This window comes from Enterobacter ludwigii, from assembly GCA_023023105.1.
GTDB classification, from domain to species: Bacteria; Pseudomonadota; Gammaproteobacteria; order Enterobacterales; family Enterobacteriaceae; genus Enterobacter; species Enterobacter adelaidei.
This window is the reverse complement of sequence record CP083824.1, coordinates 816267-831095: the sequence shown is the minus strand read 5'-3', so window position 1 is coordinate 831095 and position 14829 is coordinate 816267. Positions and strand designations below refer to the sequence as shown.

Here is a 14829-nt window from a genome sequence, read left to right as displayed (position 1 = left end):
GGAGTCTGCGTATGGCCGACCACACGTTGTGGCATGAAACACTGCATGACCAGTTTGGTCAGTACTTTGCCGTTGATAACGTGCTCTATCATGAGAAAACCGATCACCAGGATCTGATCATCTTCGAGAATGCCGCCTTTGGCCGCGTCATGGCGCTGGACGGCGTCGTGCAAACGACCGAGCGAGATGAGTTTATCTATCATGAAATGATGACCCACGTCCCGCTGCTGGCGCACGGGCATGCGAAGCATGTCCTGATTATCGGCGGTGGCGACGGGGCTATGCTGCGCGAAGTTTCCCGCCATCGCTCTATTGAAACCATCACCATGGTGGAGATCGATGCGGGCGTGGTCTCTTTCTGCCGTCAGTACCTGCCCAACCACAATGCTGGTAGCTATGACGATCCGCGTTTTAATCTGGTGATTGACGACGGGGTTAACTTCGTTAATCAGACCACGCAGACCTTTGATGTCATTATCTCGGACTGTACCGACCCCATCGGCCCAGGCGCGTCGCTGTTTACTTCCTCCTTCTACGAAGGCTGCAAGCGCTGCCTGAATCCTGGTGGGATCTTTGTCGCGCAAAATGGCGTCTGCTTCCTGCAGCAGGATGAAGCTCTCGATAGCCATCGCAAACTGAGCACCTACTTTGGCGACGTCAGCTTCTACCAGGCCGCCATTCCGACCTACTACGGCGGGATCATGACCTTTGCCTGGGCGACGGATAACGACGTGCTGCGCCATCTCTCCACCGAAATTATCCAGGCCCGTTTCCATCAGGCGGGTCTTCAGTGCCGATACTACAATCCTGCTGTTCATACCGCAGCGTTTGCGCTGCCACAGTATCTTCAGGACGCCTTATCCACTAAGGGGGTGAGCTAATTGAAAAAGCTTAAACTACATGGCTTTAACAACCTGACCAAAAGCCTGAGTTTTTGTATTTACGATATCTGCTATGCCAAAACAGCGGAAGAACGCGATGGTTACATCGCCTATATCGATGAACTCTACAACGCCAACCGTCTGACCGAGATCCTGTCAGAAACCTGCTCGATTATCGGGGCAAACATCCTGAATATCGCCAGACAGGATTATGAACCTCAGGGTGCCAGCGTAACCATTCTGGTGAGCGAAGAACCCGTCGATCCTAAGCTTATCGACAAAACCGAACATCCGGGCCCGCTGCCGGAAGTGGTTGTTGCTCACCTTGATAAAAGCCATATCTGCGTTCATACCTATCCGGAGAGCCATCCGGAAGGTGGGCTGTGTACGTTCCGCGCCGATATAGAAGTGTCGACCTGCGGCGTGATCTCCCCGCTGAACGCGCTGAACTATTTAATCCACCAGTTGGAATCCGACATCGTCACCATTGATTACCGCGTGCGCGGTTTCACCCGTGATATCAACGGCATGAAGCACTTCATTGACCACGAGATCAACTCGATTCAGAACTTTATGTCTGAGGATATGAAGGCGCTGTACGACATGATGGACGTGAACGTATATCAGGAGAACATCTTCCATACCAAGATGTTACTGAAGGAATTCGACCTTAAGCACTACATGTTCCACACGAAGCCAGAAGATCTGAGCGAAGAAGAGCGTAAGGCCATCACTGACCTGCTCTGGAAAGAAATGCGCGAAATCTACTACGGCCGCAATATTCCGGCCGTGTAGGTGTTGCCCGGAGCAAGGATGCTTCGGGAAATTATCTCTGTTTCATAAACTCGCGGTATGCATTCACCACCTTCAGGAAGTCTTCAACGCCGCACAGCGACAGACTCTCTTCATCGTAGTAGCTCATCCCCTCTTCCATCTCGTCACCCGAGAATTCAAGCTGGTTGGCTCGCACCATCACCTCTTCACCGTCCATCCACAGCGTGTATTCGTGTCCGGCACGTTGCCAGGAGCGTTCACTGCCTTTCACCGTATTCGCCGCCTGTTCAACTTCATCAAGAAGTGCGAGATTCTCTTTCACCTCTTCGTTAAACCAGTGTCCAACGGCTTCGTGGCCCATCGACATACGCACTTTCACCACTCCGGTGATGTCGCGCAGAAATTCGTAATCCATAGTGTTTTCCTCTGCAAAGCCATTAGGGTAATTATCGCAGCAGAGAGGCAGAAAAAAAGCGTGGGAGGTGGGAGGAATGAAAATAAAAAGGTGAGAGCGAGGCCTTGTAGCCTGATGCTCTCACCCCGTCCCTCTCCCACGGGAGAGGGTGCAAACACTAAAAACCGTCTCGTGGAGACGGTTTTGCTGTTTATACTGCCGTCTGGAAGATAACGCCGTCAGCTTTCTCAGTGTACTGGGACAACTGATCGAAGTTCAGATAGCGGTAGGTATCCACCGCCGTCTTATCAACCTGAGCGACAAAGGTCTGGTACTCTTCCGGCGTTGGCAGTTTGCCAATCAGCGCCGCAACTGCCGCCAGTTCCGCAGAGGCCAGATAGACGTTCGCACCAGTACCTAAACGGTTAGGGAAGTTACGGGTAGAGGTAGACACTACCGTCGCACCGTCAGCTACGCGCGCCTGGTTACCCATACACAGGGAACAGCCAGGGATTTCAATACGCGCCCCGCTCTTACCAAATACGCTGTAGTAGCCCTCTTCGGTCAGCTGAGCCGCGTCCATACGGGTTGGCGGTGCCACCCACAGACGGGTTGGCAGCTGGCCTTTATGGGTATCCAGCAATTTACCTGCCGCGCGGAAGTGACCGATGTTGGTCATACAAGAACCGATGAACACTTCATCGATCTTCTCGCCCTGAACATCAGAGAGCAGACGCGCATCGTCCGGATCGTTCGGTGCACACAGAATTGGCTCTTTGATATCCGCCAGATCGATGTCGATCACTGCCGCGTAGTCTGCGTCAGCATCAGCTTCCAGCAGCTGCGGATCGGCCAGCCATTTTTCCATGCCCTGGATACGACGCTCCAGCGTACGACGGTCGCCGTAGCCTTCTGCAATCATCCACTTCAGCAGCACGATGTTAGAGTTCAGATACTCAATAATCGGCTCTTTGTTCAGCTTGATGGTACAGCCCGCAGCAGAACGTTCAGCGGAGGCATCGGTCAGTTCGAACGCCTGCTCAACTTTCAGATCTGGCAGACCTTCAATTTCCAGGATACGGCCAGAGAAGATGTTTTTCTTCCCTTTCTTCTCAACGGTCAGCAGGCCCTGTTTAATCGCATACAGCGGGATCGCGTGAACCAGGTCACGCAGGGTGATACCCGGCTGCATTTTGCCTTTGAAGCGCACCAGAACAGATTCCGGCATATCCAGCGGCATAACGCCAGTTGCCGCAGCAAACGCCACCAGACCAGAACCCGCCGGGAAGGAGATACCAATCGGGAAACGGGTATGAGAGTCACCGCCGGTACCCACGGTATCTGGCAGCAGCATACGGTTCAACCAGGAGTGGATAACACCATCACCCGGACGCAGGGAAACCCCGCCACGGTTCATGATGAAGTCAGGCAGCGTGTGGTGCGTCGTCACATCAACCGGCTTCGGATACGCCGCAGTGTGGCAGAAGGACTGCATCACCAGATCGGAAGAGAAGCCCAGGCACGCCAGGTCTTTCAGTTCGTCACGGGTCATTGGGCCAGTGGTATCCTGGGAGCCCACAGAGGTCATCTTCGGCTCGCAGTATGCACCAGGACGGATACCGGCGACGCCGCATGCACGACCAACCATTTTCTGCGCCAGTGAGTAACCGCGATTGCTTTCCGCAACGTCTTTCGCGTGACGGAATACATCGCTGTGTGGCAGACCCAGCGCTTCACGCGCTTTGGTTGTCAGGCCACGGCCAATAATCAGAGGAATACGGCCACCTGCACGCACTTCGTCGATCAGCACGTCGGTTTTCAGCTCGAAGCTTGCCAGCAGTTCGTTGGTTTCGTGGTTACGTACTTCGCCTTTGAACGGATAAACGTCAATCACGTCGCCCATGTTCAGGTTAGAAACATCCACTTCGATCGGCAGTGCGCCCGCATCTTCCATGGTGTTGAAGAAGATTGGAGCAATTTTTCCGCCGAGGCACAGACCGCCACCGCGCTTATTCGGCACGTGTGGAATGTCGTCGCCCATGAACCACAGCACGGAGTTGGTTGCAGACTTACGGGAAGAACCGGTACCCACAACGTCACCCACGTAGGCCAGCGGGAAACCTTTTTTCTGCAGAGCTTCGATCTGTTTGATCGGGCCGACGCTGCCCGGCTGATCCGGCTCAATGCCTTCGCGGGCGTTTTTCAGCATCGCCAGAGCATGCAGAGGAATATCAGGACGAGACCACGCATCCGGCGCCGGAGAGAGGTCATCGGTGTTGGTTTCGCCGGTCACTTTAAAGACGGTAACGGTAATTTTTTCAGCCAGAGCAGGACGGTTCAGGAACCATTCGGCATCAGCCCAGGATTGCATCACCTGCTTCGCATAGACATTGCCCGCTTTCGCTTTTTCTTCCACATCGTAGAAGTTATCGAACATCAGCAGCGTTGAGGAGAGCGCTTTAGCGGCAATCGGTGCCAGCTTGTCGTTATCCAGCGCGTCAATCAGCGGATGAATGTTGTAGCCGCCCTGCATAGTGCCGAGCAGTTCAATGGCTTTTTCAGGAGTAACCAGTGGGGAGGTGGCTTCGCCTTTGGCGATAGCAGCAAGGAATCCGGCTTTTACGTAGGCAGCTTCATCTACGCCAGGCGGTACGCGGTTGATCAGCAGATCTAACAGGAATTCTTCTTCGCCCTTAGGCGGGTTCTTCAGCAGCTCGACGAGCGCGGCCATTTGGGTTGCATCTAAAGGTTTGGGTACAATTCCCTCGGCGGCACGTTCTGCTACGTGCTTACGGTATTCTTCTAGCACGACGGTTCTCCTCGCTCTCATTGTCATATGCGGCGGGCGTTCTCTTCACGCTCCTGTGAGACAGCAGTTTGTAGGGTAAATGCCCGATACCGCGTCGGGCAGCATAGCAGGATTTCTGCACAGTGTTAATCCGTTTACAAAAAAGCAACATTAAAAAATTTGCTGAATCGTTAAGCATGGTGTAGCGAGAATTTAGGGCATCATTTTGCGACATCTTCTGCACCGTGACGCTTCAGTTTTTTCTCCATCAGATATAATTGTGTAATAAATGCTCACACTCTTTATCCGGATACCCCGGATGGTTTCCCAAGAAAAGTCAAAACAGTAAAAGACGGGTGAATAATACTCACGCCAACCGTAACGCCTCACGGCACAGCGCTTGTCTCGTTGGAGTCATTTTATGAAGTTGTCTTTTAAGCCACATCTGCTTGTTCTTCTTTGCAGTACCGGGCTGCTTGCTGCCTCTGGCGTCATGTTCGTCAACAGTCGTGCAACGGAGCCTGCTGCTCCGGCACCGGCCGTACAGCAACCCGTCGCACCGGTAGCCCAACCAGCCCCTGCTCCTGCCGCGGCACCTACGTACTCTGCCGCGCAAATCGATCAGTGGGTTGCCCCTATCGCGCTCTACCCGGATGCATTGCTGTCGCAAATTTTGATGGCATCAACCTACCCGGCCAACGTCATCCAGGCTGCACAGTGGTCGAAAGACAACCCTAAAATGGAAGGTGATGCCGCTATTCAGGCCGTTGCCAGCCAACCCTGGGATCCCAGCGTAAAATCGCTGGTCGCCTTTCCTCAGTTGATGTCACTGATGGGAGAGAACCCACCGTGGGTACAAAATCTGGGCGATGCGTTCCTCGCGCAACCCAAAGATGTGATGGATTCCGTTCAACGCCTGCGCGTGCTGGCTCAGAAGACCGGAGCCTTACAGTCGACACCTCAACAAACGGTCACCACGGTGACAAAAGCGGCGCCGTCTAAAACGAGCACCAGCGAGTCAACCACGACAAACACAACGTCCGCACCGGCTCCAACGGTGATCAAAATTGAATCTGCCGATCCACAAGTCGTGTACGTTCCCACCTACAACCCTAATACGGTTTACGGAACCTGGCCAAACACCGCTTATCCCCCCACCTATCTCCCGCCTTCACCCGGCGAGCAGTTTGGCAACAGCTTCGTTAACGGTTTAGGCTTCAGCCTGGGCGTCGCGACAACCTATGCCATCTTCAGCAGCATCGACTGGGATGATGACGATGACTGGGATCATCACCATGACGACTGGGATAATCACGGCGGCTATAACCGCAACGGTGATAACAACATCAATATCAACGTTGAGAACTTCAATAAAATCAGCGGGCAGCGCCTGACGGATGCCAACCGCACCTGGCAGCACAACCCGGCTTATCGGGAAGGCGTACCCTATCCGACGAGCCAGCTCAACAACCGCTTCCACTCCACCAACGCGGCCGCAGGGTTAAGTTCAACGCAGCAAAAACCGGTTAATCGCGATAGCCAGCGTCAGGCCGCCCTCAGCCAGATGGAGAAATCAACGGGTAAAACCTTCCCTCAAACGGCACGTCCGGGAACCAAAGATGTCCAGCGCAAGGCCTCAAATGAGCAGCTGAAGCAGATTTCCCAGCGCAACAACTACCGTGGCTATGACACCAAACCGCAGACGACAAAGCGGACGACTACACAGCAGCGTGATAATCGTCAGACCACAGCGCAAAGAAATGAAAAACGGGTTTCGCAACCTGCGCAGCAACGCACAACCCAGCAGCGAATCAGTCAACCCCGGGCTAATGCTCTGAGTGGCAACGACAGCCGCTCCGCCAACTGGCAGGCACAGCAGCAGCGAGGGGCGCAAAGCCGACAGATCGCTCGTCAACAACAACCGCACCAGGCAGCTGGCGGACGCGCTGAACGCCGTGAAATTCGACATCGTTAAGGGAGCCGACATGAAAAGTAAACTACTCAGTGGAATGGTGTTGTTCATGCTTTCGGCCTCGGCGATGGCGCAACAATCTTTTAGCACGCCTGACCAGGCGACCGACGCACTGGCAAATGCCATTCGTGATCAGAATGAAAGTGCAATGAATAACCTGCTTGGAGAGAACTGGCGCGATTTCCTGCCCCCTGAAGGGGTTGATCCTGATGCCGTCGATCGCTTCCTGCGCGACTGGAAAGTCCGTCATAACACCGTGGTTGAAGGTAATACGGCGCATCTTGTTGTCGGAGAGACTGACTGGCAGCTCCCTATTCCGGTCATCAAGACCAATTCCGGCTGGCAATTTGATATCAAAGAAGGTGCTGAGGAGATCCTGACCCGCGAAATTGGGCGTAACGAGCTCGCAGCGATTGAAGCATTACATGCTTACGTGGATGCACAGCAGAGCTATTATGCGATGAACCAGAAGTATGCCCAGAAGATCGTCAGCACCACAGGGAAAAAGGACGGTTTGTACTGGCCTGCATCACCCGGTGAAGCGCCCAGCCCGCTCGGTCCGGCATTCAGTCCAAAAGAACCGGGTACTGGGTATCACGGCTATCGCTTCAGAATTTTGCCGGATAACCACGGTTTCGCAATGGTTGCCTGGCCGGTCAGCTACGGCCAGACGGGCGTAATGAGCTTTTTGATAAATCAGGACGACAAGGTGTTTCAGTCGGATCTCGGCAGCGATTCGGAGCATAAGGCGCGGGCGCTGGCCTCATATGCTCCTGATAAAACCTGGCAGCCCGTCGAGCCCTGAATGTGCGGTAGCTCTTCTCCAGCGAGGCCTGTAGGCCGGGTAAGGCGAAGTCGCCGCCCGGCTTTTTAACTTACAGAATATTTGCGACCGATTTTGCCAGTTGCGCTTCCAGAACCGGTTTCGCTTCTTCGAATTTCAGGTTCACTTTATTAGCATTAGACACGACACGTGTCTGATACTTAGCACGATCGCCCTGCTCGGAACTGGTCTGCAGTTTCACGCCCGATGTGCCCTGGCGCAGTGCCGCGATGTTATCGGTGGTGACTTTTGCTTTGCTACGCTCAGAGATCTGCAGGTCGGTCACCATGGTATAGTTCACATCTTCTACCATCGCATCCGCCGCCATACCGATCAGACCTGCCGCCAGACCCACACCCAACGCCGCACCAGAAGAGTTGCTGTTGTAGGCCGTAATACCGGCACCCAGCGCAGCACCAACAGCGGCACCTTCATAGCCGGTTTTCAGATAGCCCTGAGATTCTCGCAGGTCCATTTTGTCTGCTTTCAGAACGTTAGCCTGCACCCAATAGTATGCGCTGTCAGGAGAGCTGGTGACCTTGTATCCCTTGGCACTCAGATCGTTTGCCAGCAGCGTCTGCAGGTTGCTCATGTCTTTATCAGAGGTGTTTTTAACCTGAATGTAGACTGTTTTTTCGTTAGATGGCTCCAGCCAGATGGTTTCGCTCATCTGAGTTTTCACTTCCAGATTACGTTTTTTCACCGCAGTGGTCATAGCACCACACCCGGTCAGCGTCATCGCTGCTGCCACTAAGCCAATCACCGCAACTTTCTTCAAAGACATGTTATTTCCTTTTTTCGTGTAATCAAAAGTCCAGAACCCCTAAACCGTGCGGCCAGTAGCTACACAATGGTGAAAAAGGTATCGGCAGATGAGAGAAATTTTTTAGCGGAAATATCAATAAGATACCTACCATAATGGGTAGGCTTTAGACAAAAAAAACGCCTCCGAAGAGGCGTTTAGCAATCGTGAAGAAACTTATTTCTTCTTCGCTTTCGCGTTTGGCAGGTCGGTGATGCTGCCTTCAAACACTTCTGCCGCCAGGCCCACAGACTCGTGCAGAGTTGGGTGAGCGTGGATAGTCAGCGCGATGTCTTCAGCGTCACAACCCATTTCGATAGCCAGACCGATTTCACCCAGCAGCTCACCGCCGTTGGTACCGACAATCGCACCACCGATAACGCGGTGAGTCTCTTTGTCGAAGATCAGTTTGGTCATACCGTCTGCGCAGTCGGAAGCAATAGCACGGCCAGAAGCAGCCCACGGGAAGGTGGCGGTTTCGTAGCTGATGCCTTTCTCTTTCGCTTCTTTCTCAGTCAGACCAACCCATGCAACTTCTGGCTCGGTGTACGCGATGGATGGGATCACTTTCGGATCGAAGTAGTGTTTCATGCCGGCGATAACTTCAGCGGCAACGTGACCTTCGTGAACACCTTTGTGTGCCAGCATTGGCTGACCGACGATATCGCCGATAGCAAAGATGTGCGGCACGTTGGTACGCAGCTGTTTGTCAACGCGGATGAAGCCACGGTCGTCCACTTCCACGCCAGCTTTGCCCGCGTCGAGGTTTTTACCGTTCGGCACACGGCCGATAGCCACCAGCACCGCGTCGTAACGCTGTGGTTCGGATGGGGCTTTTTTGCCTTCCATGGAAACGTAAATACCGTCTTCTTTCGCTTCAACGGCAGTGACTTTGGTTTCCAGCATCAGGTTGAATTTCTTGCTGATGCGTTTGGTGAAGACTTTAACGATGTCTTTGTCAGCAGCCGGGATAACCTGGTCGAACATTTCAACCACGTCAATATCTGAACCCAGCGCATGGTACACGGTACCCATTTCCAGACCGATGATACCGCCACCCATAACCAGCAGGCGTTTTGGAACGGTTTTCAGTTCCAGCGCATCGGTGGAATCCCAAACACGTGGATCTTCGTGTGGAATGAATGGCAGTTCGATTGGGCGAGAGCCTGCCGCGATGATCGCGTTGTCGAAGTTAATCACGGTTTTACCGTTTTCGCCTTCCACTTCCAGGGTGTTCGCACCGGTGAATTTACCCAGACCGTTTACCACTTTCACTTTACGGCCTTTGGCCATACCTGCCAGACCGCCGGTCAGCTGAGTGATAACTTTCTCTTTCCAGGTACGAATTTTGTCGATATCGGTTTTCGGCTCGCCGAAGACGATACCGTGTTCAGCCAGCGCTTTGGCTTCTTCGATAACTTTGGCTACGTGCAGCAGCGCTTTAGAAGGGATACAGCCGACGTTCAGACAAACACCACCGAGGGTGCTGTAACGTTCTACGATGACGGTTTCCAGACCTAAATCCGCGGCGCGGAATGCTGCGGAGTAACCTGCCGGGCCTGCCCCAAGTACTACGACCTGAGTTTTGATTTCTGTGCTCATCATGACCTCTTAATTTATACCCGTCGTCCACCGGGTCGTTCTATCCGCCCGCAGTTTACAAAATTGTTAACAATTTTGAAACAACAAACGGCTCACGAATTATCGCTTTCGCCAATAACCTCACAAACACCATGAGATTACCAGAAAAAAGCCGGCCGTCAGGCCGGCTTTTCGATTACATCACCAGGCGGCGAATGTCGCTCAGGGTGTTGTTGATGATGGTGATGAAACGCGCACCATCAGCACCGTCGATCACGCGGTGGTCGAAGGACAGAGAGATTGGCATCATCAGACGCGGTACGAACTCTTTGCCATTCCACACCGGCTCCATCGCGGACTTGGACACACCAAGGATCGCAACTTCAGGCGCGTTCACAATCGGTGCGAAGTGGGTTGTACCCAGGCCACCGATGCTGGAGATAGTGAAGCAACCGCCCTGCATTTCGCCAGCAGTCAGCTTACCATCACGCGCTTTTTTGGAGATCACGGTCAGTTCACGGGACAGCTCAGTGATGCTCTTCTTGTTCACGTCTTTGAAGACCGGAACAACCAGACCATTTGGCGTATCAACCGCAACACCGATGTTGATGTATTTCTTCAGCGTCAGCTTCTGGCCATCTTCGGACAGGGAGCTGTTGAAGCGTGGCATCTGCTCAAGAGCAGCGGCAACGGCTTTCATGATGAAGACCACTGGGGTGAATTTCACGTCCAGTTTACGCTTCTCAGCTTCGGCGTTCTGCTGTTTACGGAACGCTTCCAGATCGGTGATATCGGTTTTGTCGAAGTGCGTAACGTGCGGGATCATCACCCAGTTACGGCTCAGGTTAGCACCAGAGATTTTCTGGATACGGCCCAGTTCCACTTCTTCGATTTCGCCGAACTTGCTGAAGTCCACTTTCGGCCATGGCAGCATGCCCGGGATGCCGCCGCCTGCCGCTGCAGCTGGTGCAGCTTCAGCGCGTTTCACCGCGTCTTTCACGTAAGTCTGAACGTCTTCGCGCAGGATACGACCTTTACGGCCAGTCCCTTTCACTTTCGCCAGGTTAACACCGAATTCGCGCGCCAGGCGACGAATCAGCGGAGTCGCGTGGACGTAAGCGTCGTTTTCAGCGAACTCAGATTTGCCTTCCGCTTTTGCAGCAGGGGCAGCAGCTGGTTTAGCAGCCTGAGCCGGTGCAGCAGTTGGTGCTGGAGCAGCCGCGGCCGCCGGAGCAGCAGCAGGCGCAGCGCCTTCTACTTCGAAGACCATGATCAGAGAGCCGGTAGACACTTTGTCGCCAGTGCTGATTTTGATCTCTTTAACGGTACCCGCGAATGGCGCAGGGACTTCCATGGAAGCCTTGTCGCCTTCAACGGTGATCAGTGACTGTTCAGCGGCAACTTTGTCGCCCACTTTAACCATCACTTCGGTCACTTCAACTTCGTCACCGCCGATATCTGGTACATTAACGTCTTTCGCGCCACCAGCAACCGCTGGAGCCGCGGCCGCCGGAGCAGCTGCCTGTGCAGGCGCAGCAGCAGGTGCAGCACCCGCCACTTCGAAGATCATGATCAGAGAGCCAGTAGACACTTTGTCACCGGTGTTGATCTTGATCTCTTTAACGGTACCCGCGAACGGCGCTGGCACTTCCATAGAGGCTTTGTCGCCTTCTACGGTGATCAGTGACTGCTCAGCCGCAACGGTATCGCCCACTTTCACGAGGATTTCAGTGACTTCAACTTCGTCACCGCCGATGTCAGGCACGTTAACTTCTTTCGCGCTCGCGGCAGCTGCTGGAGCAGCGGCGGCCGGAGCGGCTTTCTTCTCTTCCTGCGCAGGTGCAGCAGTTGCTGCACCGTCGGCGGAATCGAAAATCATGATCAGTTTGCCAGTCTCGGTTTTATCGCCAACAGAGACTTTGATCTCTTTAACGATGCCAGCCTGAGGAGACGGGACTTCCATAGAGGCTTTGTCGCCTTCTACGGTGATCAGCGACTGTTCAGCTTCAACTTTGTCGCCTACTTTGACCAGGATCTCGGTGATTTCAACTTCATCAGCCCCGATGTCCGGTACATTGATTTCGATAGCCATTATTCTTTTACCTCTTACGCCAGACGCGGGTTAACTTTTTCTGCATCGATGTTGAATTTGGTAATTGCTTCCGCAACCACTTTCTTATCGATTTCGCCACGTTTAGCCAGTTCGCCCAGTGCTGCTACAACCACGTAAGAAGCATCAACTTCGAAGTGGTGACGCAGGTTTTCGCGGCTGTCAGAACGACCGAAGCCGTCAGTACCCAGTACGCGATAATCATCAGCAGGTACGTAAGTACGAACCTGCTCAGCGAACAGTTTCATATAGTCAGTAGACGCCACCGCTGGTGCATCGTTCATCACCTGAGCGATGTACGGAACGCGTGGGGTTTCCATTGGGTGCAGCATGTTCCAGCGCTCACAATCCTGGCCATCACGCGCCAGTTCAGTGAAGGAGGTCACAGAGTACACATCGGAACCGACACCGTAGTCTTTCGCCAGGATCTGTGCTGCTTCACGTACGTGACGCAGGATAGAACCGGAGCCCAGCAGCTGAACTTTACCTTTGCTACCTTCGAGGGTTTCGAGTTTATAGATACCTTTACGGATACCTTCCTCGGCACCTGCTGGCATTGCCGGCATGTGGTAGTTTTCGTTCAGGGTGGTGATGTAGTAGTAAACGTTCTCTTGTGCTTCACCGTACATGCGCTGCAGACCGTCATGCATGATGACTGCCACTTCGTACGCGTAAGACGGGTCGTAAGAGATACAGTTAGGGATAGTCAGAGACTGAATGTGGCTGTGACCATCTTCGTGCTGCAGACCTTCACCGTTCAGGGTCGTACGACCGGAAGTACCGCCCACCAGGAAGCCGCGAGCCTGTTGGTCGCCAGCCTGCCAGCACAGGTCACCGATACGCTGGAACCCGAACATGGAGTAGTAGATGTAGAACGGGATCATTGGCAGGTTGTTGGTGCTGTAAGAGGTCGCAGCAGCCAGCCAGGATGCGCCAGCACCCAGTTCGTTGATACCTTCCTGCAGGATCTGACCTTTCTCGTCTTCTTTGTAGTATGCAACCTGCTCACGGTCCTGCGGGGTGTACTGCTGGCCGTTCGGGCTGTAGATACCGATCTGACGGAACAGACCTTCCATACCGAAAGTACGCGCTTCGTCGGCGATGATTGGAACCAGACGATCTTTGATCGATTTGTTCTTCAGCATCACGTTCAGGGCACGAACGAAAGCGATGGTGGTAGAGATTTCTTTGTTCTGCTCTTCCAGCAGCTGAGAGAAGTCTTCCAGCGCTGGCAGTTCCAGTTTCTCGGTGAAGTTAGGCTGACGAGCTGGCAGGTAGCCTTTCAGCGCCTGACGACGTTCGTGCAGGTACTTGTGCTCTTCAGAGCCTTCCGGGAAGGTGATGTAAGACAGGTTTTCTACCTGCTCATCAGTCACTGGAACGTTGAAACGGTCGCGGATATAACGCACGCCGTCCATGTTCATTTTCTTAACCTGGTGAGCGATGTTTTTACCTTCTGCGGTATCACCCATGCCGTAACCTTTGATGGTGTGGGCCAGGATTACAGTCGCTTTACCTTTGGTTTCCTGCGCTTTTTTCAGTGCAGCGTAGACTTTCTTCGGATCGTGACCACCACGGTTCAGGGCCCAGATCTGCTCGTCAGTCCAGTCTGCAACCAGGGCTGCGGTTTCAGGATATTTACCGAAGAAGTGCTCACGAACGTAGGCACCGTCTTTGGATTTGAAGGTCTGGTAGTCACCGTCAACGGTTTCGTTCATCAGCTGGATCAGTTTACCGCTGGTGTCTTTACGCAGCAGCTCATCCCAACGACCGCCCCACATGACTTTAATCACGTTCCAGCCAGCACCGGCGAAGATGCCTTCCAGTTCGTTGATGATCTTACCGTTACCGGTGACCGGACCATCCAGACGCTGCAGGTTACAGTTGATGATGAAGCACAGGTTGTCCAGCTTCTCACGGGTCGCGATGGTGATCGCACCTTTAGATTCTGGCTCATCCATTTCACCGTCGCCCAGGAAGGCGTATACGGTCTGCTCAGAGGTGTCTTTCAGACCACGGTGTTCCAGATATTTCAGGAATTTAGCCTGGTAGATCGCACCGATTGGGCCCAGACCCATAGAAACGGTCGGGAACTGCCAGAAGGTTGGCATCAGTTTAGGGTGCGGATAAGAAGACAGACCTTTACCGTGAACTTCCTGACGGAAGTTGTTCATCTGCTCTTCAGTCAGACGACCTTCCAGGAATGCACGTGCATAGATGCCCGGAGAGATGTGGCCCTGGAAGTACACCAGATCGCCGCCGTCTTTCTCGTTCGCTGCACGGAAGAAGTGGTTGAAGCACACTTCGTAAACGGTTGCAGAAGACTGGAAGGACGCCATGTGGCCACCCAGTTCCAGGTCTTTCTTAGATGCGCGCAGAACGGTCATGATGGCGTTCCAGCGGATTGCAGAACGGATACGACGTTCCAGATCCAGATTGCCCGGGTATTCCGGTTCGTCTTCGACGGCAATCGTGTTTACGTAGTTGCTAGCCCCTGCACCTGAAGCAACCTTCACACCGCCTTTGCGGGCTTCAGAAAGCAGCTGATCAATCAGATACTGAGCGCGCTCAACACCTTCTTCACGGATGACCGATTCGATCGCCTGTAGCCAGTCGCGAGTTTCGATCGGATCCACGTCATTTTGGAGACGTTCTGACATGGGGGTATTCCTTATCTATCTAATACGTTGATTTGTCTGGAACC

At 53.6% G+C, this 14829-nt stretch carries 10 protein-coding genes; 4 read left to right on the top strand and 6 right to left on the bottom strand.

Annotated features, from left to right (window positions below; genetic code table 11):
• Window positions 1-11 precede the first annotated feature (11 nt).
• On the top strand, window positions 12-881 hold the full coding sequence (gene speE, locus LCD46_03845; protein UOY71479.1) for a polyamine aminopropyltransferase: 870 nt from the start codon (window positions 12-14) through the stop codon (window positions 879-881).
• The gene (gene speD, locus LCD46_03840; GenBank protein ID UOY71478.1) at window positions 882-1676 is read left to right on the top strand and encodes an adenosylmethionine decarboxylase; all 795 of its coding nucleotides are present in this window, start codon (window positions 882-884) and stop codon (window positions 1674-1676) included. It begins immediately after the preceding gene.
• A 31-nt stretch (window positions 1677-1707) separates the two neighbouring features.
• Here speD and yacL read toward each other — a convergent pair whose 3' ends face one another.
• Together yacL and acnB are read right to left on the bottom strand one after the other, a co-directional pair.
• Window positions 1708-2070, bottom strand: a complete 363-nt coding sequence (gene yacL, locus LCD46_03835; protein ID UOY71477.1) for a protein YacL — start codon at window positions 2068-2070, stop codon at window positions 1708-1710.
• 190 nt (window positions 2071-2260) lie between these two features.
• Window positions 2261-4858, bottom strand: a complete 2598-nt coding sequence (acnB, locus tag LCD46_03830; GenBank protein ID UOY71476.1) for a bifunctional aconitate hydratase 2/2-methylisocitrate dehydratase — start codon at window positions 4856-4858, stop codon at window positions 2261-2263.
• Window positions 4859-5258: 400 nt separating this feature from the next.
• Here acnB and LCD46_03825 point away from each other — a divergent pair, with 400 nt between their 5' ends.
• Complete coding sequence (locus LCD46_03825; GenBank protein ID UOY71475.1) at window positions 5259-6812, top strand: DUF3300 domain-containing protein; 1554 nt, start codon at window positions 5259-5261, stop codon at window positions 6810-6812.
• Window positions 6813-6822: 10 nt separating this feature from the next.
• The gene (locus LCD46_03820) at window positions 6823-7614 is read left to right on the top strand and encodes a DUF2950 domain-containing protein (protein ID UOY71474.1); all 792 of its coding nucleotides are present in this window, start codon (window positions 6823-6825) and stop codon (window positions 7612-7614) included.
• A gap of 70 nt (window positions 7615-7684) precedes the next feature.
• On the opposite strand, the gene traT is transcribed toward LCD46_03820, so the two are convergent.
• The 4 genes from traT to aceE all read right to left on the bottom strand — a co-directional run bounded on the left by traT (window position 7685) and on the right by aceE (window position 14785).
• Complete coding sequence (gene traT, locus LCD46_03815) at window positions 7685-8416, bottom strand: complement resistance protein TraT (protein UOY71473.1); 732 nt, start codon at window positions 8414-8416, stop codon at window positions 7685-7687.
• A gap of 195 nt (window positions 8417-8611) precedes the next feature.
• The gene (lpdA, locus tag LCD46_03810) at window positions 8612-10036 is read right to left on the bottom strand and encodes a dihydrolipoyl dehydrogenase (GenBank protein ID UOY72887.1); all 1425 of its coding nucleotides are present in this window, start codon (window positions 10034-10036) and stop codon (window positions 8612-8614) included.
• A 175-nt stretch (window positions 10037-10211) separates the two neighbouring features.
• Window positions 10212-12107: a pyruvate dehydrogenase complex dihydrolipoyllysine-residue acetyltransferase gene (gene aceF, locus LCD46_03805; protein UOY71472.1), complete on the bottom strand. Its 1896-nt coding sequence runs from the start codon at window positions 12105-12107 to the stop codon at window positions 10212-10214.
• Between the two features lie 14 nt (window positions 12108-12121).
• Window positions 12122-14785: a pyruvate dehydrogenase (acetyl-transferring), homodimeric type gene (gene aceE / locus LCD46_03800; GenBank protein UOY71471.1), complete on the bottom strand. Its 2664-nt coding sequence runs from the start codon at window positions 14783-14785 to the stop codon at window positions 12122-12124.
• Window positions 14786-14829: the final 44 nt, after the last annotated feature.

Bases quoted from the DNA above. Each gene is read 5' to 3' on its own strand.
- LCD46_03820 (UOY71474.1), top strand. From the start codon at position 6,823: ATGAAAAGTAAACTACTCAGTGGAATGGTGTTGTTCATGCTTTCGGCC.
- traT (UOY71473.1), bottom strand. From the start codon at position 8,416: ATGTCTTTGAAGAAAGTTGCGGTGATTGGCTTAGTGGCAGCAGCGATG.
- aceE (UOY71471.1), bottom strand. From the start codon at position 14,785: ATGTCAGAACGTCTCCAAAATGACGTGGATCCGATCGAAACTCGCGAC.
- LCD46_03825 (UOY71475.1), top strand. From the start codon at position 5,259: ATGAAGTTGTCTTTTAAGCCACATCTGCTTGTTCTTCTTTGCAGTACC.
- speE (UOY71479.1), top strand. From the start codon at position 12: ATGGCCGACCACACGTTGTGGCATGAAACACTGCATGACCAGTTTGGT.
- lpdA (UOY72887.1), bottom strand. From the start codon at position 10,036: ATGAGCACAGAAATCAAAACTCAGGTCGTAGTACTTGGGGCAGGCCCG.
- aceF (UOY71472.1), bottom strand. From the start codon at position 12,107: ATGGCTATCGAAATCAATGTACCGGACATCGGGGCTGATGAAGTTGAA.
- yacL (UOY71477.1), bottom strand. From the start codon at position 2,070: ATGGATTACGAATTTCTGCGCGACATCACCGGAGTGGTGAAAGTGCGT.